Origin of the sequence: Aquimarina sp. U1-2, from assembly GCF_017897595.1 — a bacterium.
Classification (GTDB): Bacteria; Bacteroidota; Bacteroidia; order Flavobacteriales; family Flavobacteriaceae; genus Aquimarina.
Genome location: NZ_JAGKIK010000006.1, coordinates 217,826 through 241,745, shown reverse-complemented (window position 1 = coordinate 241,745; position 23,920 = coordinate 217,826). Strand labels below are relative to the sequence as shown.

Genomic DNA, 23,920 nt, shown 5'->3' with positions numbered 1-23,920 from the left:
AAAACTTTTAAATGCAATCAATACAAAGATGAACAGTACAACATTGTTTTTTAGAATCTTATTATTTGTAGGATTCTCTGCAATTGCACAAAACAAACCAATAACCCTGAAAGAGATCTTTGCGGGCACTTTTGGAACAGAAGGTTTGAAATCGGTACACTCCTTAAAAAACGGAACACAATATTCGGTTTTAGAAAATGATAAAATTTCTGGCGCAACCCATATTGTAGTTTATGATTATGCTACTGGTAATAAAGTGAAGACTTTGGTGAGCTCTTCTTCTATAGAGGGGTTGAACTCTTTTCAGGGATATACATTTAGTAAAGACGAAACCAGAATACTTCTCACAAGTGCGGTAGAACCTATCTATCGTAGGTCAAAAAAGGCGATTTACCATATTTACGATGTACCTTCAAACGGAGTTTTTAAAATAAGTGATCAAAAAATTCAAGAACCCGTATTATCTCCAGATGGAAACAAAGTTGCTTATGTGCTCGACAACAATATTTATATGCTAAATTTTGTGACAGGGAAAGAAGTACAACTTACGAATGATGGCAAGAAGAATGAAATAATTAATGGGATTACCGATTGGGTACATGAAGAAGAATTTTCTTTTGTTAGGGCTTTTGACTGGAGTGCCGACAGTAAAAAAATTGCCTTTATACGTTTTGACGAACGCGAAGTACCCGAGTTTTCTATGGATGTTTTTGGTACAGGATTATACCAAAAACAACAAGTATTTAAATATCCAAAAGCTGGAGAAAAAAATTCAAAAGTTTCTCTGTTTATTGCCGATTTAGAAGCGATGTCGCTAGATGAGATTAAGTTAGGAACCTACAAAGATTTTTACATTCCCAGAATAAAGTGGACTAAAGATCCTAATGTTTTGAGTGCGCAAGTATTGAATAGACATCAAAACAACCTGGATGTATTGATGATCGATGCTAAAATCAAAACTCCGAAGGTAGTACTTAACGAGAAAGATAGTGCCTATGTAGATATTACTGATAATTTGACCTTTCTAGAAGATAACAGCTTTTTATGGACTAGCGAAAAAGATGGATTTAACCATATTTATCATTATTCGTCATCGGGAGTATTAATCAACCAGATAACTCAAGGCAATTGGGATGTTACGCAATACTATGGTTATGATCCTAAAAGTAAAAATATATTTTATCAAAGTGTAGAAGATAGCAATGTCAATAGAGATGTGTATAGCATATCCCTAGAAGGAAAAAATAAGAAACGATTAAGTTCAAAAGATGGATCTAATGATGCCGAGTTTAGTGCAGACTTCAGTGTATACATTAATTATTTTTCGAATGCTAGAACTCCATATACCTACACATTAAATGATGGAACTACCGGAAAAATTATACGAGAACTCGAAATGAATAGTGCTTTAGTAGAAAAATTAAAGCTTTACGATGTTCGACCCAAAGAGTTTTCTACTATTGAAATACACGGGGAGCAATTGAATATGTATATGATCAAACCCAATAATTTCGATCCTGAGAAGAAATATCCGTTACTCATGTTTCAATATTCTGGACCGGGATCCCAAATGGTTACAAATACCTGGAATAGCCAAAGGGATTATTGGCATATGATGTTAGCGCAGCAAGGTTATATTATTGCCTGTGTTGATGGCAGAGGTACGGGGCTAAAAGGAGCAAAATTTAAAAAAGTGACACAAAATGACTTAGGTAATTTAGAGGTGCAAGATCAAATTGCAGCAGCCAAAAAATTAGGAGCTCTTGCCTATATTGATGCAGCCAGAATAGGTATTTGGGGATGGAGCTACGGAGGTTTTATGTCAAGCAACTGTTTGTTTAAAGGTGCAGATACATTTAAAATGGCTATTGCTGTTGCGCCTGTTACCAGTTGGAGATTTTACGATACTATCTATACCGAACGTTATTTAAAAACTCCGCAAGAAAATGCCAAAGGGTATGATCAAAACTCTCCTATAAATTATGTAAATGGCTTGCAAGGTGAGTTTTTATTAGTACATGGTAGTGCAGACGATAATGTACACGTTCAGAACAGTATGCAACTTATAGAAGCTTTGGTACAGGCCAATAAGCAATTTGATTGGGCCATCTATCCAGATAAAAATCACGGGATTTATGGTGGTAATACCCGTTTACATTTGTTTACAAAAATGACCAATTTTATTAAAGACAACTTATAAATATTAAATTAACATAATGGCAAATACAGTTAAAGCAGCACATCAAAAAGAACTTTTTGGGCATCCGGTAGGACTTTATATATTATTTTTTACAGAAATGTGGGAGCGCTTTTCCTACTATGGAATGAGAGCAATATTTGTACTGTACTTAACGGCGAAGACTGTAGATGAAAATCCAGGGCTGGGTTGGTCTTCTGGAGAAGCTTTGGCACTTTATGGTTGGTATACCATGTTGGTGTATGTGGCGTCGATTCCCGGAGGATGGATTGCCGATAAATTTCTTGGTCAAAAGAAGTCAGTCTTAATAGGGGGAATTTTATTGGTTGCAGGACATAGTGTTTTGGCTGTAGAGCAAATGTGGGCATGGTATTCTGGTCTTGGTTTGATTATAGCCGGGGTAGGCATGTTAAAACCTAATATTTCTACAATGGTAGGGGGATTGTATCGACCGGGAGATATACGACGGGATAAAGGATTTACTATTTTTTATATCGGAATCAATTTAGGCGCTTTTTTGTCTAGTTTAATTGTAGGATATGTAGGAGAAGTACATGGTTGGCACTATGGTTTTGGTTTGGCAGGTATAGGTATGGCATTGGGATTGTTACAATATCTTTTAGGTCAGAAATATTTGAAAAATGTTGGAAATTTTCTCGGAACTTCTGAAGTTGAAGAAGATAAAGAGGCTATGAATCGACCCCTAACCAAAGTTGAAAAGGACAGAATTATAGTGTTATTAATTTCATTCTTATTAGTAATTGTATTTTGGGGAGCTTTTGAGCAGGCAGGGGGATTAATGAATATTTACGCCAAAGAAAAAACAGATCGTATGCTGATGGGTTGGGAGGTTCCAGCTTCATGGTTTCAGTCATTAAATGCTATGTTTATTATTTTTTTAGGAACAACGGTGGCTTGGTATTGGGCAAAGAGAAAACTACAGGGTAAAGTGGCAACTTCGTTATTCAAAATGATTATCGGACTTATCATTATGGGTACGGGTTTCTTTTTTATGACCGCTGCAGCATCAGAATTTAATGCTGATGGATCTTCTGCCATGTATTGGTTAGTATTAGCGTATTTATTTCATACTATCGGAGAACTTTGCATTTCACCCGTAGCATTGTCATTTATTACCAAATTGGCTCCGGTCAAATATGGGGCATTAATGATGGGCGTATATTTCGCTATGACAGGGTTTGGTAACAAATTGGCAGGATTACTTGGAGAATCTGCTGAGAGTTTAGGAGAATTTACCATTTTTACAGGTATCGCAGTGTTCTGTGTTACTTTTGGATTACTAGTGATGGTATTCAGAAAAAAACTGGAAAAATTAACCCACGGTGTTGAAGATAAAGAAGGAACAGTTTATGAAACCGAAGGATATGAATTAGTGGAGTCTGTAGAAGAAGTGAAGTCATAATCGTGCAACACTAGTAATTAGAATGAGTTTAGAAAATGAAGTAGGTGAATACTAATCAACTATCTTAAGGCAAATCCATGACATTGGTTGAACACAATTTTTAATTTCGCGGCAGGTCTCGGGGTATCATCCCCTTTGCCAGCGCCAATAATATACATATAAACTCGTTTTGTATGCACAACGATTGATCTAACGTTACTCATTTTCTAAAAGAAAAGAAAAGTTTTAAAAAAGGAACAATTATTGTTGAAAAAAATCAAAAGCTATGATTATGAAAAACCTACTTACTACTATTGCATTTTTAGCATTCACATCGATTTTTGCACAAGAAATCAATTGGATGTCAATGAATGAAGCATTAGACGCTCAAAAAAAAGAGCCTAAAAAGATTTTTATGGATGTCTATACCGATTGGTGTGGCCCCTGTAAATTGCTCGATAAAAAAACGTTTCGCAACGCAGATGTAGTTGCTTATGTGAATGAACATTATTATGCTGTAAAATTCAATGCAGAGGGTACTGAAGAGATTCGATACAATAACTTCACCTATACCAATCCTAATCACGATCCTGGCAGAAAAGGTAGAAATAGTCAACATTTCTTTGCAAATGCATTAAAGGTTACCGGTTATCCGAGTATGGTGTTTTTTGACGAAAAGGGAAATCTTATTGCTCCTGTTGTAGGCTTTAAAACTCCAAAACAGTTAGAGCTGTATCTTAAGATGATTAACAACAATGATTACAAGAAACTAACAACTGCAGATGCCTGGAAGAAGTATGAAAAATCATTTGTTGGCAGCTTCTCTAACTAGGATACGCTCACATCGTCTGTTTATTTTTAATGAGTAATTATTTTAAAGTGGAAGTGCTATTAGCTCATTTACTGCTATTTACTGGGTTAAATAGTAATTCCCTATGTTCATTTTGGCAGTACACCCTTCGGCGCTGCCAAAAAGTAAGCATAATACAATAGTACGCTCAAATGTGCTATCTCACTATATCACTATCTCTTATCCTTTATACAATTAAATACAGATATCTACGTTATCTTATTCGCAACCACAAAAGACCTTAAAAAAACTAGTAAAAATCACCAAAATTGCATTTCATGGGATTTTTTGTTGTTTTTGTCGATGTTTTTTTATTTTTTTGCCCTTTTGAAATTTATTTATAAAATGAGCATAAACTTTTTTCAGCATACCCTACCGATATGATTAAAACAAGTTTGTGCGAAAACGAAGTGTTTACATCTGTCCAAAATTTTGTAATTACTTATTTTTCATTGAATTACATAATTTTAGACAGATGAAATAAGCCGAAACAGAATATGTTAATACCTATTAATTATGATTACATGGCGATTCCATCTGACCATTAAAAAACAAAAATTATAAACGGATGAAAAGATTTTTGGCTATAGCCGTCCCCTCTATGTCATTGATTGTTTTGTTGCTAATTTTCATCGCTGCAAAACGACCCGAAAGTAAACATCAAACTATTGCTAATCTTGTTGATTTGGCTCCACTCCCTGCGCCGCAATCCATAGATATTCATTTTACGGACCGATATCAGAAGAAGTTAGAGCAAGCCATAACCGACTACTTTAAAAATGCAGTAGATAAAAATCAGATTGTAGGAGCCTCTGTTGCTATCGTAAAATGTGATTCTATTATTTATTCAGGAGGTTTTGGAAGTAAGAATGTAGCTTTAAAGGATACCGTAGATGCCGAAACGGTTTTTAGAATTGGTTCGGTTTCTAAAGGATTTGCCGGGGTTTTAGCGGGAATTCACGTACAGGATAGTTTGATTGGATGGAGTGACAAGATCATAGATCATATTCCTAATTTCAAACTTGCTAATGCCAAACTAACACAACAGATTACTTTATCTCACGTATTATCGCATACTTCTGGTTTGCCATATCATAGTTTTACTAATTTGGTGGAAGATGGATTGTCTTTAACCACAATCGCAGGTCGTTTTAATGAAGTACTACCTCTAGAAAAACCTGGTAACGTATACAATTATCAGAATGCGATTTTTGCACTAAGTGGCGAAATTATCGAACGAGTAACACATCAACCCTTAAAAGAGGTGATTAAAAACCGAATCTTCGAACCTCTAGCAATGAAAACGGCTTCTGCAAGTTATGAAGAGCTAACCCTGTCTGATAATGTAGCAATGCCTCATCAACGTATACGACGAGGTTGGAGACCTACTAAAATCAACAAAAAATATTATAATGCTGTAGCTGCTGGCGGAATCAATGCAAGTGCTACGGATATGGGGAAATGGATGAAATTTTTATTAGGAAATCATCCAGATGTTTTAATGGCATCGACTATGAAAGAGGTTTTTAACCCTAAAGTACAGGTAGGTGGAAGAAGAAATTATTATCAACGATGGCCAGGATATAAAGCTTCTTTCTACGGATTAGGATGGCGAGTTCATGAATTTTATGACAATAAAGCTAAGCAGACAAATAAAGTCATTCATCATGGGGGAGGAGTAAATAATTACAGAAGCGAAATTGCCATTTACCCTGACGAAGATCTGGGTATATGTGTTCTTTTTAATAGTCCAAATAAAATGGCAAAAGACTGTATCCCTAAACTCCATAAAATAATCCAAGAAATCATTGTCTCTCCGCAATTCGATGAGATCAAAGAATCTTTTGTCGTGCTATAATTATTTACCTCACCTTAAAATGAAAGCACCTGCTTTGTTTACGTTATGAAAAGGTACGCCTTGTCGATTACATGTTGATTCCCATTTCACCATAAGGTATTTATAATTATGACCGTCGGCAATAATTTGTTTTGGTTGCAGGCTATCGATAAGCCTGTCTAAATGTATTTTTGGAGAACCAGTTAAAAGGATTATATCTGGCTTACTATGCTGAAAATAATGAATAGCGCTACTACTATCTATTATTGCGATAGTATGATCTTTATAGCGATACATATTTTTTAACGGGAAGAAAGAAGAATCAATATGCACTTTATTTGTAATACTGTAACTTCCTGCTAAAAAAGATTTTTCTGAGCGGGTAATTGCTTGTTTACTGTATAATTTTAGTTTGCGATTTTCTAGAATTCCAATAGTGGTGTTCTCTTTATTCTGAAAAATGATCAATTCCTGAAGGGTATGTGCATATTGCTTTTCATAAGTAAAAATTAAAAACAAAAATAGTGTAGGTACCATCAACCCATACAGCCTTCTTCTTTCGTATTTCTGAAACAAGAAAACTAAAGCAATTATAATAGTATAGGTTACCACAAGCATCCTCCAAGAAAACGGAATATCTTCCAGAATAAATTTATCCTGGTTTGAAATCCAGGTAATCAATACATTTATACTGTCGATACAAGTACCTAACACCTTTGCAACTACTTCGGGAAGTATATGCAGCATGGCCAAAATGATTACTAAAATTCCAAATCCTAAAAGTATTCCCAAAAAAGGAATAATGATGAGGTTTGATACTAAAAATAGCAAAGGAAACTGATGAAAATAAAACAAGGAGAGCGGAAATAGGCATAACTGTGCCGCAACCGTTACAGTGCATGTTTCCCAAACTACTTTTGAAATGTAATACCGCGGATGGTATATTTTTGACAGTAAGGGTTGAATCCAAACGATAGAAAAGACAGCTAGGTAGCTAAGCTGAAATCCAACCGAAAAAAGTAAAAGAGGATCAAAACATAAAAGTAAAAACATAGAGATAAAAAGCGCATTATACATAGCGATTTGAGATCTAAACTGCACACCTATGGCAAGAAATGAAAACATAGTGACCGCTCGTAGTACCGAAGGCGATAGCCCTGCGACAATCGCAAAACACCATAGACAAATCAAGATTATGAGTAATGAACATCTTTTGCCATGGCGACGCCACCTTTGCAAGGGTTTTACGAGTATATTTAAAATGTAAAGAATGATGCCAACATGCAACCCCGAAATCGCTAAAATATGAAGGGCACCCGCATCTCTATAGCGCTCAAAAGTTTTATCATCAATATCTTGCCGTTGCCCTAGTAGTAGCGCATTGATTATTGACAATTGTTGAGGGGTAAATGAAAACTTAGAGAGGTCTGCATTGATTTGTTTTCGAAGGCGATCTGCCAAACGGAATGGCGATTGATGTATTTCAACATTGCGAACAAGTTGATCATAAGGCACTATAATTCTATGATGCACATAAAAATTACGAAGATATTTGGCATAATCGAACTGATATGGATGTATAGCACCGGGAATTACCTTAAGTTTTGCATAAACGGTATAGGTATCACCTATATGTAAAAGATGAAGTGTTTTTTTCTTCGGAATTTGAAGTAGTAGATTGCCTTTAGCAGAATTTTCTCCAATATGCTTGATAGCAACTATGTATTTATGATAGTATGCAGTTGATTTTAAGCGTTCTTTTATATGAAATTTGAGGCCCAAAGCACTTTTTGAATACTGCTCTTCCTTTATTTTATGACTGTAGTGGTTGTCATCGTTTTTTGGATGATGTATTTGAACCAAGACAACACCAAAAGCAATAAATGTAAGTATCGTAAAAATGGTAAAACTGTGAGAGCGAGAGTCTATTTTTTTTGAATGATACCAAGTTAATGACAATATGGCCACTAAAACAATAAATAGGGTAAGCGATATCGGATACGATAGTAAATCGTACCACCCAATGATCACACCCAGTACAGTAGATAGCGTAAGCACCAAAAACGGAACGTTGAGTAGCTTCATGTTTTGGGGTACAATGATTTTTAAAATGTGTACCCATGCAAGAATACTGGATTTCAGTTTCATTTTTTGAAACTGAGGTTACAAAATGACATAATTTAGATAAATAGCCCTATACCGAATCTATCATTTTGCCTTATGTGATTAGATATCAGAACCAGTATGTTCATTAGAATACTCTTCTCGCACTTACAAAAGCTTTACTCCAGTAGTTTTCATCTAAGCTTGATACGATCACTCCTTTAGAGGTAGAAGCATGAATGAATTGAATAGCTCCTTTAGTTTCGACAACCAATCCCACATGAGAAATCACATTTTTCCTTTTATTGGTCTTAAAAAATAGTAAATCACCAACACTCACCTTTTTGATAGCAATAGACTTGCCTTGTGTCGCCATAGTTCTTGACGTCCTGGGTAAAATTATATTTTCTTTTTTAAAAGAGGTGTACACTAAACCAGAGCAGTCCATTCCCTTTTTTGTAGTTCCTCCAAATTTATATCGAGTTCCTTTAAAAGATTTCGCATACTTGACTATGTTTTTAATCTTTCGGGAAACTGAAAGTTTCGGTGTTCCTCTTCTGAAAGCTGGTGTGGGTTGATCTGAAATTATAGCTTTATTTTTAGATGAGCTTCCGCAAGAAAATAAAGTAGCGACACACATCACAAAAAGGCAGTAGGTTATTATTTTTTTCATTTTGGGGAAGGGTTTATTTAATAGATTCTACAATAAGTGCAGCAGTTTTATCACTTGCACCTTTGCCTCCAAGTTTTTTTTCTAAATCATAATATTCCAAAAACATAACCGCTCTTTTGTACTCATCCAAAATTACAGTAAGTTCTTCTTTTAGTCTTTTGGTATTTAATTCACTTTGAATAAGTTCAGTCACAATAGGTTTGTTCATTATCAAATTTACCAAAGAAATATAGTCCAGATTTATGATTCGTTTTGCGATTTGATATGAAATGGCACTTCCTTTATAACATACCACTTGCGGGACTTTGAATAGTGCTGTTTCTAGGGTAGCCGTTCCCGAGGTGACCAGTGCAGCATTACTTAAACTAAGTAAATCATAGGTTTGGTTCATCACCAGGTATACCCCCTTTTTTTTCATAAAAGATTGATAAAAATCGGCGTTCTGACTTGGGGCGCCTGCAACGATAAATTGATACTCTGGAAAATCTTCTACCACCGTTAGCATGACCTCGAGCATTTTTTTGATTTCCTGTTTTCTGCTTCCTGGTAATACTGCCACAATGGGTCGATCGTCTAGCCCATTTTTTTCTTTAAAATCTTTGGGGAGTACCGGTTGGTGATCAGCAACAGCATCAATTAGAGGATGACCTACAAATTGAACCGGATATTCGTAGGTATCATAAAAATCTTTCACAAAAGGAAGGACTACATACATATGATCTACATAAGCTTTTATGGTCTTGATACGACCCTCGCGAGAAGCCCAAATTTGTGGGCTAATATAATAATGTGTAGAAAAGCCATGAAGTTTAGCCCATTTTGCAATAGGCAAATTAAAACCCGAGTTATCTATAAGAATCACAACATCAGGTTGGTATAGTGAAATATCTTTTTTGCACTGCTTTATAAATCCTAATATTTTAGGCAGATTTAGAAGGATTTCTATAAATCCCATGAATGATCTTTCTTTGTAGTGTGTTACCAAAGTACCCCCTACGGCTTGCATAAGATCGCCTCCCCAAAATCTGAATGCGGCATTTGGGTCTTCTCGTACTATAGATTTCATGAGATTAGCACCATGTAAATCTCCCGACGCTTCTCCTGCAATAAGGTAGTATTTCATTAAAAACTACTTAACATTAAAATTATTAACCAAATTTACTAATTGCGATGCATATAGCTGCAATAAGTGTAGCAAGAAGCACGCCACGGGCCCTGTACACTTGTTCTTTTTTCAGAAATAAAAAGAAAAGTACAAGATTAGGAATAGCGCCCAGGACAATAAGACTTCCAAAACTGTCATTAGCTATAGAGGCTTTAACAGTAGTTGAAAAACCAAGATACTGGTCACTTAATGCTGAAAATATAAAAACGCAAAGTGTAAATCCTATACTATTTGCGAATAGACCGGCTACAAGGCCTATACCCATTTCTTTCTTAATCATGTAACGACCAATTATTAAGTTCTTGTATAAAATGATGAGCAGTTAGATCAAATTGCGTAGGGACTACAGAAACATATCCCTGGCGCAATGCCCACTCGTCTGTATCTTCTCCTTTGTCTTCATTTACAAACTTCCCAGAGAGCCAATAGTACTCTCTTCCCATAGGGTTTGTTCTTTTATCAAACTCTTCCATCCAATGGGCATTGGCTTGTCTACAAATCTTTATACCTTTAATCTCATTTTCTGGAAGAACAGGGATATTTACATTGAGAACAACACCTTTTGGCAATGTATTTGCCAATACTTTTTTTACGATTTTACTTACAAACTTTTTTGAAGGTTCAAAATTAGCATCAATACTATAGTCAAGTAAAGAAAAGCCAATAGCAGGAATTCCTTCGATACCAGCTTCTACAGCAGCACTCATAGTTCCTGAATAAATAACATTAATTGCAGCATTAGATCCGTGATTAATACCGCTTACACAAAGATCGGGTTTTCTAGGTAGAAGTTCTCTAGATGCCAACTTAACACAGTCTGCCGGGGTGCCCGAACAACTATATTCTTGCTGAGGTGCTTCTTCATCAATAACAATGGGATCGCAAAAAATTGTGTTATTTACTGTAATGGCATGCCCCATACCGCTTTGTGGGCTATCTGGAGCTACGACAAAAACATCGCCGATTTCATTCATAATACCGATTAGTGCACGTATACCCGGCGCGGTAATACCATCGTCGTTAGTAACAAGAATCAAAGGTTTTTTTTGTGACATAAAAAGTAATTTTATAAAGAACTGGTTTACATTTTTAGCAAGTTGAAAAAAGTAAACCAGTTCAAGGATAAAAATACACTTTTTTAAGCTTTGAAGTGCTCAAAAAAAGAGGAGTATAGAATATTAGCTCATTTAAGAAAAATTTAGTAATATTACAGGTTATTGGCACGATTTTTAATGTAATTTGCTGAGAACTCGTTTACACTTTTTGATTGAAGCAAGACCGACCGATAGGAAGGTACCAGATGGTGCGATTGCGAAAGATTAATTGTTCAATTGAAATATTTTTTTGTCGTATAGTATTGATTACGCAACTAAAAAATTACAATAAGTAGACCACTAAGATTATTTTGTAGTCAATTGAAAAAAATGTAAACGAGTTCTAAGTAAAACCCCTAATTTTATTTGAGCGTATGAAAAAGAGTTTTTTGATTTTGATGCTTACCGTGATCGTTTCGGTTGCTTCTTGTAGTTTTACCACCAAGGTTGAAGGTGGACCAGATAAAGATAAACTACTCATTGATTTGATAAGTTATGTTCTGGGTAAAGGACATTATGATGCGAAGGATATTAATGATGATTTCTCAAAAGAAGTTTTCGCAGATTATGTAGATGCGTTAGATCCTCTTAAACGCTATTTCTATCAAAGCGATATTGATGAGTTTAAGGAGTTTGAAAAACGTATAGATGATGAAATCAGAAATAAAGAAATTACGTTTTTTGATTTAACGTATACCCGTTTACAACAACGAATGGCGCAAGCCCGTTCGCTGTATCAAGAGATTCTTGATACGCCTTTCGATTTTCAGAAAGACGAAAATATAAGTACTGATTATGATAATTTGCCCTACGCAAAGAACAAAAAAGAAATGAAAGATCGTTGGAGAAAGCAATTAAAATTTAATGCACTTTCCAGCTATTACGATAAAGTAGAAGAACAATTAGATTCTGTCACCGCAAACAAAGACTACAAAAGAAAAACTGCAACTACACTCGAAGAAGAATCTCGAGAGATTACAAAAGGTTCGCTAAAAGAGTATTTTGAATTTGCAGACGATCTGGAACGCAAAGATTGGTTTACGATTTACATCAACTCTATTGTTGAAGAATTTGACCCACATACTTACTATTTTGCACCGCAAGATAAAGATAGATTTGATATCGCCATGTCTGGAAAACTTGAAGGTATCGGAGCGCGACTACAAAAGAAAAACGATAATGTCAAAATTATTGAAATCATTTCAGGAGGTCCAGCCTGGAGAGGTAATAAAGTAGAAGTAGGCGATTTGATCATGAAAGTAAAACAAGAAGATGAGCAAGAAGCTGTAAGTGTGGTAGGTATGCGTCTTGATGATGCGGTAAGTTTAATTAAAGGTCCTAAAGGAACTAAAGTTTCACTAACAGTTAAAAAAGTTGACGGTACTACCGAGGTGATTGATATTGTAAGAGATGTTGTAGAGCTAGAAGAAACATATGCCAAATCTTCAGTAGTGAAGAAAAACGATAAAACATTTGGAATCGTTAATTTACCAAAGTTCTATTTCAATATGCAGGACTATAATCAACGAAATGCAGCAAAAGACGTACGACAGGAAATTGTGCGTTTAAAAGAGCAGAAAATGGATGGGTTAGTAATAGATCTTCGAGATAATGGAGGGGGATCATTACAAACCGTTGTTGATATTGCCGGTCTTTTTATCGAGAAGGGGCCAATAGTGCAAGTAAGAACCAAAGGTGAAACACCTGAGGTATTAAGTGATAAAGACAGAAATGTTCTTTGGGATGGTCCACTGGTGATTTTGGTTAATGAATTATCTGCCTCAGCCTCTGAAATTTTGGCAGCGGCTATGCAGGATTATAAACGAGCTATTATTATCGGGAGTAAGCAAACTTACGGAAAAGGTACTGTACAGAATGTAATGGATCTTAATCGGTGGATGAGAAGTAACGATTTTGGAGATTTAGGAGCTCTTAAGCTTACTACTCAAAAGTTCTATAGAGTGAATGGAGGATCGACACAGTTAGAAGGTGTAAAAAGCGATGTAGTCGTTCCTGATCGTTATAGTTATATCGATATTGGAGAAAAAGATCAAGAGAATCCTTTACCTTGGGATAAAATTCCTGCGGCAGAGTACTCAAAATGGGATGGATATATAGATTTTGATCAAACCATAACCAATAGTAAGGTTAGAATGGCTCAAAACGATCAACTAAAGCTTATTGAAGAAAATGCGAAGTGGGTACGACAAAAAAGAGATGTAAATGTCTACTCTTTACAATACGATAAATATAAGGCAAATATTGCATTGAACGAGAAGCAAGCAGAGCGATTTGATGCTATTAGTGACTATAAAACAGATCTTAGTTTTGAGTCACTACCATACGAAGTGGCGCTTATGAAAAAAGATTCTGTTTTAGAAGAAAAGCGAGAAAGATGGCACGAAACGCTAAGCAAAGATGTGTATGTAGAAGAAGCAATTAGCGTACTCGAAGATATGAAAATTAACAATATACGTCGATCTAAAAATTCTCTTACACTGAAGAATTAGATTAATGCGTACGACAACATCGAACTCTTTAAGTACAGTAGCGCTCCAAAAGTTTAAAAAAAATTTTTGGGGCGTTTTGAGTTTTTGCTTTATACTACTTTGCGCTCTTATTGCCATTTTTGCATATATTCTGGCGCCAGATAATTCTCGAAATGCAAATCAGATGCATTTGTCTATTCATTCAAAGTCACCGGGATTTACGGTTACTATGTTGACCATACCTTCTCAAAACTCATATGATCAATCTTTTTTTAACACACTTTTTTTTGGAGAAAAAAATACAGATACCGAAATTCCTATAGAAAGGTATACTTTTAAAGATGATGCATTATTAATCGTTCCTTACAGCGAGGGAGAACTAATTGATATTAAAAAAAAAATTGCATTACAGGTCTTTCCACAAGATTTAACTAAGGATGAAATTACTCGTACCTATATACGAGATCAAACTTTTATATTAGGTACCGATAAATATGGAAGAGATTTGCTTAGTCGTATGCTTGTCGGACTGCGTATTTCGTTTTCTATAGGGTTTGTAGCCGTATTAATTTCATTAGTTTTGGGAATATCTCTAGGAGCCATTGCCGGATATTTTGGAGGTCGTATAGATACAGCAATTATGTGGTTAATCAATGTTACCTGGTCTATACCAACGTTACTTTTGGTAATTGCAATTACATTAGCACTTGGAAAAGGGTTTTGGCAAGTGTTTATTGCAGTAGGTTTAACGATGTGGGTTGAAGTAGCTCGAGTAGTACGAGGTCAGGTACTAAGTGTAAAACAAATGCAGTATGTTACTGCGGCAAAAGCTTTGGGTTTCACTCATTTAAGAATTATAACAAAACATATTTTACCTAATAGCTTAGCCCCGGTAATCGTAATTTCGGCTGCTAATTTTGCAGCTGCCATCCTTATAGAGAGTGGTCTTAGCTTTCTGGGGATAGGGGCACAACCACCAACTGCCAGTTGGGGTGCCATGATTAAAGATCATTATTCATATATTATTTTAGGAAAAGCTTATTTGGCAATTATACCTGGGCTTGGTATTATGAGTTTAGTGATGTCTTTTATGCTAGTTGGCAATGCCCTTAGGGATACGTTGGATGTGAAAGGGTAATATATAGCGTCACATCTATGCCTCTACCGTATTTCCTTTTTCTGAAGTTGACTCGAGATAATCATCAAGCTGTACGCTTATAAAATGAAAAAACTCTTCATAACTGTATTTTTTAGGATAGCTTCGTGTGTTAATGATGGTAGCCGGAGTGTAAGCAATACCATTTTTTTTAGACCATTCTAATTGTTTGTGCAACACTTCTTTATGTAAAGGGCTATTAGAAGGTTTGTTATATTTTTTAATCCATTTTGAATATGTTCTATCTGCAAACCAATCAGCATATGCAGCTATACAATTTTCCTGTCCTTGTTGGTGATATATTTCTAAAAGGCGTAAGGCAATTTGTGTAGGTTGGGCATTTTGATCATCTAATTTCACCCCCAGGCGAATCACAATTTGAAGTTTATCCCCCATAGTTCTAATAACACGCGCATAGGCTTCAAAAGCTTCTTTACAATAACCACACATTGGGTTGGTATAACTTATGATTTTAAAATGTGAGTCGGGATTACCTAAAATAATTTCATTCGTAAACGTAGCAGTATCCATAACTTGCTGCGATGTACCTAGTAAATGATCAAAAATTTGTCCATCTCTCTTAAACTGGTTTAGTTTCCTGTTATCATTTTTTAAACTTTGGCTAGAGACCAGATGCTCTTTCGTAAAAAGATATGTAACAGTAAATAAAGAAGAGAGTAACAACAGTTCCGGTAACATTCGTATATCAATAAGCAATGGTAAACTAATGATAGCAATACTAGCAAGAGCGATCGAAACCAGGCCCATCGCCATACAAATCGCACACCATTTCTTAATAATAACTCCCTGGGAGTAGATAGAATATATAACAAAAGGAATACCTAATGCGGTCGGAATTAGTAACACACTAGTGTAGCCAAAGAAAATCTGATACAGTAAAATAGAACCAAAAAAAGCTATTCCTGCATCAGCAAGAGTAAAGCCTTTAAATAATTTTCCGCTATTGTTATTGATTACATCACCACAGTTGGTGTTTCCCACTGTCGTACAAAATTGATGAATGGTTTGAGATTGTATCCCTATGCTCTCCCGAAGGGCAAGAATACTCAAAGTAGCGCCAGTGATAGACAATATCAAGAATAAAATTTCATATAAGCTCCAAGATCTCATCGCAAAAACAGCAATTAGAGATACCAATACCATTATACCAAGAAAACGTTGTACAAAAGATCTATGATTAACTCGGGTTTTGTTAGCGTTATAATCTACAGCAATAACTTTAGGCACCCATATGGTATTGAATTCTTCAATGCTATATGAAGTTTTAGAAAGGCTTGTATGTTTTAACTCAATACTGTTCTTTTTTCTAAGTACCACAACAATCTCTTCATGGCCTTCTTTAGAAATAAGCGAAATAAAACTAGAAGGCAGTTGCTCTAAAGCATCTTTAGGCACTTCTACCGCTATATTCTCTATATCGAAATAATCTAAAGTATCTGTAATAGATTGAAAACTGGGATAGTTTGGATGTATTTGTAGCTGGAGTTCTAAGTCTTTTTTATCATAATTACCTATTCGGTTTTTGATAAGAAGAGTTTCCACTATTTTTTCGATATTATTTTTCATACGTTTAAATCTTTTTAATTGTTTGGAAACGAAATAATTAAAAAATTGAGAACGTATGTAAGCGCTACGCTCTCACATTAAAAATTTTAAACATTCCCTTTTGTGAAGTAATTTTTAAAATTTATTAATGCTCGTTTCATCTGTTTATTTTATTGTTTTAATGGTCAGATGGAATCGCCATTTAACCCGGTTTATGCTTTAGAATTTTGTTATGAGGTTTGAAAATGCCATAAAACCAAGTGTTTTCTGAGTTTCAGCATAGCATCGCTACGGTGAAACTTAAAAATACAACCTAGTGATTGGTTTTGCAGCAGTTTAAAGCCGTAATAGATTTTCTAATGCATAAAGCGGGTTAATCATATCGGTGAGTATCATCCTCATTGTTATGGCTTATTTCATACATATTTATAAGTCGGTTTTCGTAATATCTCTAATTTAAAGATTGACAGTATATAAATCAGATATTATATGTTAAATTTTGAAGTAATACTACTTCCACTTTATAAAAATGGTCCTTTTCCGTTTATACTTCAACATAAAAAGCAACCGTAGCGATGCTATTCTAAGTTTATGCTAAAATACTAAGCTGCAATCCAGTCGTACCAAGTGTGAGCATTTTCTACTTCAAAAGTTTGAGCGCCTTGCATAGCTCTATATTTTAAAATCTTTTATGTCACTTTATATCTATTTACCCATAATTTATATTTTTGTTCAAAGGTCAGTAGTTAGTTACTTATGACAGTAACACAAATGAGAGCTACCGTCTGGTTGAACGGAGTCGAAATCTACCTCGCAAAGATGAAAAGTTCTAGACGCTACTCAAACAGATAATTAGTTTTATTTGAAATGATTCGTAAGTATATATCTATCGACCTCGATTTTTGTTTTTTGAAGATACCATAAATACATTACTTTGAGAAGAAAATATTTGTATCCGATACTTATCATTAGTATTACGATAGGATTTTATTATATTGAAGAATACCAAGATGGCAATTGGATAGCTTCTGAAGAGCATATAAATAATGAAAGCAATACCAGTTTTTATTATTTACCTACCTCTACGACAGGTACAATCATTATGCATACGTATTATTCACTTTCATATTCTGAAAAGCATGAGCAAGCAGAGTGGGTAGCGTATCAACTCAAAAAAGAACATCTGTCAAAAAATAATTTTAAACGTCCTTACTTCGAACAGGATAAAAAGATACATTCGTCTTCTGCTGATTGGAGAAATTATAAAAATTCGGGGTATGATCGTGGGCATCTATGCCCTGCGGGAGATAGAAGGTTTAGTTATAAAGCTTTTGAAGAAACGTTTCTAACTTCAAATGTCACCCCACAGGATCACGAATTTAATAGTCGTATCTGGAATTCTTTAGAAAAAAAAGTTAGGCACTGGGCAAATATTTATAACGGAGTATATGTGGTTACAGGAGGTGTTTTATCAGACGATCTCGAAACTATAGGATATGAGGCAGTCTCTATACCTAAGTATTTTTATAAAATTATACTCGATACGACTGCTAAACACCCAAAGATGATTGCATTTTTGATTCCGCATAAAAATACCAACCGATCCTTAGAAGAATTTGTAGTTTCGGTAGATGAGATAGAACGCCTCACCGGAATTGATTTTTTCTCTAAAATGGAAGATACAGAGCAGGAAAGATTGGAAAGTTCATTAATAACGGAAAATTGGAAATTTTAACAATTGCTAGATTTTACCACTCATTAACCCTATTTGAATCCAGCTTAATAAAAATAAAAAGTAAAACGGTAAACCCCCAAAGGCTGGATCCTCCATAACTAAAGAACGGTAAAGGAATCCCTATGGTGGGTATCAAACCGGTTACCATACCAATATTGATAGTAAAATGAATAAATAAAATGCCAACAACACTATACCCGTATACTCGACTAAATTGAGATTTTTGTCGTTCTGCCAAATGGATAAGCCGTATCAAAAGTAAAATGAACAGAATAATAACAGTGGTAGCCCCAAGGAACCCCCATTCTTCTCCCACCGTGCTAAAAATATAATCGGTATGTTGTTCTGGTACAAAACCTCCTTTTGTTTGTGTACCCTCTTTCCAACCTTTACCCGTCCAACTGCCACTACCTATGGCTATTTGGCTTTGATTTGTATTGTACCCTATTCCTTTGGCATCTACTTCTTTTCCTAACACAATATTAAATCGATCTCTGTGTCGTTGTTCAAATACATGATTAAAAATATAATTTACAGAGAAACAGAATCCTGTAATAACTATGAGTGCTAATAGGTATCGAGAGTATTTAGGTTTTTGTTTTCTAGTTCGAATCAGGAAAATCATCATGATTCCCGCAATGGTAACAACGATCCAAAAGGGTGAGAAAAGCAATGTAAGAACGAATAAGGCAGCCGCAGAGACCCCTACGACAAGATAAATTGCTGCTAATCCTTCTCTGTATAGTGGAAAGAAAAATGCTGCATAGACCAAAGCGCTTCCGGGATCGGGTTGAGGTACGATAAGCAATGCTGGCAATACAATTATTAAAAAAGCTTTTAATTGGTGATTAATATAGCCAATATTTGTTTGCATATCACTTAAAAACTTGGCAAGTGCCAGTGCCGTACATGCTTTTGCAAATTCTGATGGTTGTATTCTAAATGAACCTATAGCATACCACGAAGTTGCTCCCGAAATGGTTTTGCCAAAAACGAAAAGTCCAAGCAATGATAGTATAGCGATGACATAAATAAGTCCGGCAAATCGTTCATAAAATTTGGTCTCGACAGCTTGTATAATTATTATAAGTACAATACTTAACACGATCCAATACCCCTGCTTTACATAAACTTGTGATAGGTCTGAAAAAGAAAACGCTTCACCTTCATAAGATGCAGAATAAATATTTCCCCAACCAAACCCTACTAATGTTAGAAATAAGAGTACGGTTATCCAATCAATAGCTGCAACGCTCGATTTTGCCATTATTGATTAATTTTAAAAGGTTTACCGCTATAGGGTTTCGCATATTCTTCTTCCAAACTGTGGGTAAGCACCCAATCCTCGAGATCTCGTCGGGTTATAGCACCTCTAAGATATTTTTCTATCATTAATGAAGCAATTCTCCCGGCGTAGCGAGCCCCCCAATATCCATTTTCAACAAAAACGGCTAATGCTATTTTAGGATTATCTTTTGGAGCAAAAGCTACAAATACCGAATGATCGGTAAGCTGTGTTTTAACTCCGTCGATTTTAGTGAAATTTTCTGCAGTTCCTGTTTTTCCACAGATATCGATCCCTTCAACTTGCAAAAAACTTGCGGTTCCTTTGGTATATACCTCATGCATTCCTTCTATTACCGGCTCAAAATGTTCTTTATCAATAGTAGTGATCTTAGGTTTTGTATAATTTTCATTCTCTATGGGTATACCATTCACTGCTTTTAAGATATGTGGTGTAAAATAAAAGCCTTTGTTAGCGATGGCAGCAGTCATATTTGCGAGTTGAATGGGAGTTGCCAGCACTTCGCCCTGACCTATGGCATTGGATAATGTTGCAGTGGCATACCATTTATAAGTAGGGAATTGATATATTTTATTATAATACTCGGCATTGGGAACTTTACCTCGCTTTCCAGTAGCTAGGTCGTTTCCTAAATATTTCCCCAATCCAAAACTTTGCACATGTTTTCTCCAGGTATCAATCCCTTTTTGCGGAGTTTCATATTTTTCTATAATCCTTCTATACACTGTCGCAAAATAAGCGTTACACGAATTTGCGATACCAGGAATCATACTTAAGGGGCTTCGATGAAAATGGCAACCTAATTTTTGTCCTCTTTTGCCGTAGTAGTATCCCATTCTACAAGAAATTCGCTCTTTGGTATCGATAACATCTTCTTGTAATCCGATTAGGGCATTAATTGTTTTAAATGGTGATCCGGGAGGGTATTCGCCAATAATACCTCTATCAAAAAGGGGATTGGCAATGGTATCGTATACCAACTTCGTAAAATTTGGAGATCTTTTTCTACCTACTAATAATTCTGGTTTGTAGGTAGGTGCTGTTACCATAGCCAGAATTTCGCCTGTCGAGGGTTCTAAGGCTATTATACCTCCGCGTTTGTTTTTCATTAGCGTTTGCCCATACGCTTGCAATCGTGCATCTATGGTAATTGTAAGATCTTTTCCATTTACGGGTAGTGTGTCAAACTTTCCATTTTTATAAGGACCAATATCTCTGTTGAATCTATCTTTTTGAATTCGTTTAACGCCTTTGATACCTCTAAGTTCTTTTTCATATATTTTTTCTACTCCGTCGATACCTATCAAATCACCAGAAAGATAATAGGGATCTTTTTTTATTAAAGCTTCATTTACTTCGCCTATGTACCCTAAAACATTAGCGGCATGCGTAGTTTGATAATCTCTTAAGGAACGCTTTTGAATGTAAAATCCTTCAAATTTCCTCATTTTTTCTTGTAGATACGCGTATTCATCTTTTGTTAACTGCGGAATGACAATAGAAGGAACTCTGGGCGAATAAACTCTTGCTTTTCGTAGTCGTTTAACCAGTTTCTCTTTTGTGATATTAAGAATAGAACAAAACTCTAAGGTATCGAACGGTTTTAGTTCTCTTGGGATAACCATAACATCGTATGAAGGTTGATTGGCTACCATTAACCGTGCATTCCTATCATAAATAGCGCCACGTTGCGGATAATCATAAATAACTTTTATTGCGTTATCTTCTGAAAGAGAAGCGAATGAGGTATTATAAATTTGTAAATAGAAAAGCCTTGCAACAAAGACAAGACCCGTAGTAACGATGATAAGATATAGTAACAATTTTCTCATGAATCCCTTCTTCTAAATACAAATAGAACGAGCGTAGTAACAACAATCGTAAATAAACTGGAAAATAACGTTTTTTTGATAATTAATAGTATGTGAGAGAAGTTAAAAATTTCTAATGAAAAAAGTATAAGGTGATGTGTTAAAACCATAAGGGTTACATACGCTAGTTTTTCGCCAAAGGCTATATTACCAAGTTTCACTGTTTGAAACTCATAACTTAGTCCAAAAACGGTTCTCAATGCCACAGGTCTAAAAAATGCAATGATAAGACAGGCGGCAGCGTGCACTCCTCCAGAGTCTCCAAACATATCCATGGTAAGGCCCAATATAAAACTAACAAAAAGAAAAAGACTTTTATTGATGTTAATAGGTGCCAAGAGGATAAAAATTATATAAATGTACGGGTTTAAATCACCCATAAAGTTAATATGATTGAGAACGAATACCTGAACCAGAATTAGGATAACGAATCTCCCGACATGTAGTAGTGCATCTCTATTCATAAATCCAGATTTTCTAAACTTTTAATTTCTTCGGCATTGGTATTCTTAATGGTATACACAAAACCAATATTGGTCATATCGTTAAATAGCTTTACATCTATTAGGTAATAGCTTTTATTTTGATCTAGCGTGTACTTCTGTATCGTACCAATGCCAATACCTCGTGGGAAAATAGTAGATCTTCCATGAGTAATTATGGTATCCCCCTCTTTAAGTATCGCCTGTCTGGGAACAGTTTCTAATTGTACAATATTGGGATCTTCACCATTCCAGATCAAAGAGCCATATTGATTTGAATTTTTAAGACCGGCATTGATACGGGAATTACTATTGAGTATAGAAATCACTCGGCTATAATTTTCCGAAGTATTTTCTATAATACCAACTATTCCTTTATCTGTGATTACTCCCATATCTGGGAAAACACTATCTTTTTCTCCTTTGTTTATAAGAATGTAATTATCAACTTTACTGTAATCATTTTTGATCACTCTGGCTTTTGAGTAAATAAAAGGTTTTGATGCAGTCGTATCTGCTAGCATAGTAGCTATAGAATCTACATTTATAGCACCTATTATATTATATAATCTTTCATTTTCTTCTAGTAATCTTTCATTTTCACCTTTGAGATTAAAATAATCGCTTATCGCATGTTGCCATTCATAAACTCCGCCACTAAAAAAATTTGTCGAGCTTACAAATTTACTTCTGTGGTAAGAATGTGATTGGATAGTGAACGCCAGAGATATGAATAAAAGAACAAGAAATAGCAGAGCATGTTTGTTTCGTATGATAAAGTTAATAATCTGCTGCATGTATTATTATTTCTTGAGTTAAATAGTATACTATAACAATACGTATATAGTTTTGATAACGTATTAATGCAGAATAACGACAAAACCTTAGATAAGGTATATACTCACCGTATTATTTTTTAACGTATTATTTAATAAGTACACTTTTGTATCTATTGATGTTTTTTAAAGTAATTCCCGTTCCCCGAACTACCGCTCGTAAAGGATCCTCTGCGATGTAAACCGGCAAATCGGTTTTTTGCGATAATCTCTTATCCAAACCACGTAACATCGAACCTCCTCCGGCAAGATATATTCCTGTATTATAGATGTCAGCAGCTAGTTCTGGTGGAGTTTGAGATAAAGTCTCCATTACAGCATCTTCAATACGTAGTATGGATTTATCTAATGCTTTGGCCATCTCCCGATACGATATTTGAACCTGTTTAGGTTTTCCGGTGAGTAAATCACGCCCCTGTACGTTCATTTCTTCTGGAGGTAACTCTAGGTCTTCGGTAGCAGCACCAATTTGAATTTTGATTTTCTCTGCGGTACGTTCTCCAACATAAAGATTGTGTTGCGTACGCATATAGTATATGATATCATTGGTAAAAACATCACCTGCAATTTTTACCGATTTGTCACATACAATTCCGCCCAAAGCTATAACGGCGATTTCAGTTGTACCTCCTCCTATATCAACAATCATGTTGCCTTTGGGTTGCATAATATCAACCCCGATACCAATAGCTGCTGCCATGGGTTCATGTATGAGATATACTTCTTTTCCATTAACACGTTCAGCACTTTCTTTTACCGCACGCATTTCAACTTCTGTAATACCTGAAGGAATACAAATCACCATACGTAGGGCAGGGGCGAATAGCTTTTTTTTCAATGCAGGGATATCTTTGATAAACATACTGATCATCTTTTCGCTAGCATCAAAATCTGCAATAACTCCGTCTTTGAGAGGACGAATCGTCTTAATATTTTCGTGAGTTTTTCCTTGCATCATCGCGGCCTCTTTACCGGCAGCTATAATTTTGCCATTCATGATATCCCGGGCAACGATAGAAGGACTATCTACCACTACTTTGTCGTTATGAATAACTAAGGTATTCGCAGTACCTAAATCTATCGCAATTTCTTCGGTAAAGAAGTCAAAAAATCCCATAAAAGTCGAAAAAAGGGGTTAAAATTCCGTAAATGTACTAA

18 protein-coding genes are annotated in these 23,920 nt (G+C 35.3%); 7 read left to right on the top strand and 11 right to left on the bottom strand.

The genetic code is table 11. The features are described from left to right. Positions 1 to 28 precede the first annotated feature (28 nt). From J8281_RS10400 to J8281_RS10385, 4 genes are all read left to right on the top strand, one after another. Complete coding sequence (locus J8281_RS10400) at positions 29 to 2,200, top strand: S9 family peptidase (RefSeq protein WP_210197549.1); 2,172 nt, start codon at positions 29 to 31, stop codon at positions 2,198 to 2,200. Positions 2,201 to 2,216: 16 nt separating this feature from the next. After that, a complete protein-coding gene (locus J8281_RS10395) occupies positions 2,217 to 3,620 on the top strand; it encodes a peptide MFS transporter (protein WP_210197548.1) in 1,404 nt (467 codons plus the stop codon). Between the two features lie 271 nt (positions 3,621 to 3,891). Next, positions 3,892 to 4,431 (top strand): thioredoxin fold domain-containing protein, encoded by a 540-nt coding sequence (locus J8281_RS10390; RefSeq protein ID WP_210197547.1) that lies wholly within the window; start codon positions 3,892 to 3,894, stop codon positions 4,429 to 4,431. Between the two features lie 586 nt (positions 4,432 to 5,017). Next, entirely contained in the window at positions 5,018 to 6,307 is a 1,290-nt protein-coding gene (locus J8281_RS10385; RefSeq protein WP_210197546.1) for a serine hydrolase, read from the top strand. Between the two features lie 9 nt (positions 6,308 to 6,316). On the opposite strand, the gene J8281_RS10380 is transcribed toward J8281_RS10385, so the two are convergent. The 5 genes from J8281_RS10380 to surE form a co-directional block, all read right to left on the bottom strand. Next, positions 6,317 to 8,434 (bottom strand): ComEC/Rec2 family competence protein, encoded by a 2,118-nt coding sequence (locus J8281_RS10380; protein ID WP_210197545.1) that lies wholly within the window; start codon positions 8,432 to 8,434, stop codon positions 6,317 to 6,319. Positions 8,435 to 8,537: 103 nt separating this feature from the next. Then, positions 8,538 to 9,062 (bottom strand): C40 family peptidase, encoded by a 525-nt coding sequence (locus J8281_RS10375; RefSeq protein WP_246849074.1) that lies wholly within the window; start codon positions 9,060 to 9,062, stop codon positions 8,538 to 8,540. A gap of 13 nt (positions 9,063 to 9,075) precedes the next feature. Further along, complete coding sequence (gene lpxB / locus J8281_RS10370; RefSeq protein WP_210197544.1) at positions 9,076 to 10,185, bottom strand: lipid-A-disaccharide synthase; 1,110 nt, start codon at positions 10,183 to 10,185, stop codon at positions 9,076 to 9,078. A gap of 25 nt (positions 10,186 to 10,210) precedes the next feature. Beyond that, positions 10,211 to 10,507 (bottom strand): hypothetical protein, encoded by a 297-nt coding sequence (locus tag J8281_RS10365; protein ID WP_210197543.1) that lies wholly within the window; start codon positions 10,505 to 10,507, stop codon positions 10,211 to 10,213. Beyond that, entirely contained in the window at positions 10,500 to 11,282 is a 783-nt protein-coding gene (gene surE / locus J8281_RS10360) for a 5'/3'-nucleotidase SurE (protein ID WP_210197542.1), read from the bottom strand. The genes J8281_RS10365 and surE overlap by 8 nt, the downstream gene beginning before the upstream one ends. A gap of 413 nt (positions 11,283 to 11,695) precedes the next feature. Between surE and J8281_RS10355 the strand changes: the two genes are divergently transcribed. Next, a complete protein-coding gene (locus J8281_RS10355) occupies positions 11,696 to 13,831 on the top strand; it encodes a carboxy terminal-processing peptidase (RefSeq protein ID WP_210197541.1) in 2,136 nt (711 codons plus the stop codon). Between the two features lie 4 nt (positions 13,832 to 13,835). Then, on the top strand, positions 13,836 to 14,948 hold the full coding sequence (locus J8281_RS10350; protein ID WP_210197540.1) for an ABC transporter permease: 1,113 nt from the start codon (positions 13,836 to 13,838) through the stop codon (positions 14,946 to 14,948). A gap of 15 nt (positions 14,949 to 14,963) precedes the next feature. Here the strand turns inward: J8281_RS10350 and J8281_RS10345 are convergent, their stop codons facing one another. Continuing rightward, on the bottom strand, positions 14,964 to 16,553 hold the full coding sequence (locus tag J8281_RS10345) for a vitamin K epoxide reductase family protein (protein ID WP_210197539.1): 1,590 nt from the start codon (positions 16,551 to 16,553) through the stop codon (positions 14,964 to 14,966). Positions 16,554 to 17,466: 913 nt separating this feature from the next. Between J8281_RS10345 and J8281_RS10340 the strand changes: the two genes are divergently transcribed. After that, positions 17,467 to 18,267 carry a DNA/RNA non-specific endonuclease gene (locus J8281_RS10340; protein WP_210197538.1) on the top strand — a complete coding sequence of 267 codons (801 nt, stop codon included), beginning with the start codon at positions 17,467 to 17,469 and terminating at the stop codon, positions 18,265 to 18,267. Positions 18,268 to 18,280: 13 nt separating this feature from the next. Here J8281_RS10340 and rodA read toward each other — a convergent pair whose 3' ends face one another. The 5 genes from rodA to J8281_RS10315 all read right to left on the bottom strand — a co-directional run bounded on the left by rodA (position 18,281) and on the right by J8281_RS10315 (position 23,879). Continuing rightward, the gene (gene rodA / locus J8281_RS10335; protein ID WP_210197537.1) at positions 18,281 to 19,534 is read right to left on the bottom strand and encodes a rod shape-determining protein RodA; all 1,254 of its coding nucleotides are present in this window, start codon (positions 19,532 to 19,534) and stop codon (positions 18,281 to 18,283) included. After that, positions 19,534 to 21,405 (bottom strand): penicillin-binding protein 2, encoded by a 1,872-nt coding sequence (gene mrdA, locus J8281_RS10330; RefSeq protein WP_210197536.1) that lies wholly within the window; start codon positions 21,403 to 21,405, stop codon positions 19,534 to 19,536. The genes rodA and mrdA overlap by 1 nt, the downstream gene beginning before the upstream one ends. After that, on the bottom strand, positions 21,402 to 21,908 hold the full coding sequence (gene mreD / locus J8281_RS10325) for a rod shape-determining protein MreD (protein WP_210197535.1): 507 nt from the start codon (positions 21,906 to 21,908) through the stop codon (positions 21,402 to 21,404). Before mreD ends, mrdA begins: the two co-directional genes overlap by 4 nt. Continuing rightward, positions 21,905 to 22,723 (bottom strand): rod shape-determining protein MreC, encoded by an 819-nt coding sequence (mreC, locus tag J8281_RS10320; RefSeq protein ID WP_210197534.1) that lies wholly within the window; start codon positions 22,721 to 22,723, stop codon positions 21,905 to 21,907. The genes mreD and mreC overlap by 4 nt, the downstream gene beginning before the upstream one ends. A 127-nt stretch (positions 22,724 to 22,850) precedes the next feature. Beyond that, complete coding sequence (locus tag J8281_RS10315) at positions 22,851 to 23,879, bottom strand: rod shape-determining protein (RefSeq protein WP_210197533.1); 1,029 nt, start codon at positions 23,877 to 23,879, stop codon at positions 22,851 to 22,853. Positions 23,880 to 23,920: the final 41 nt, after the last annotated feature.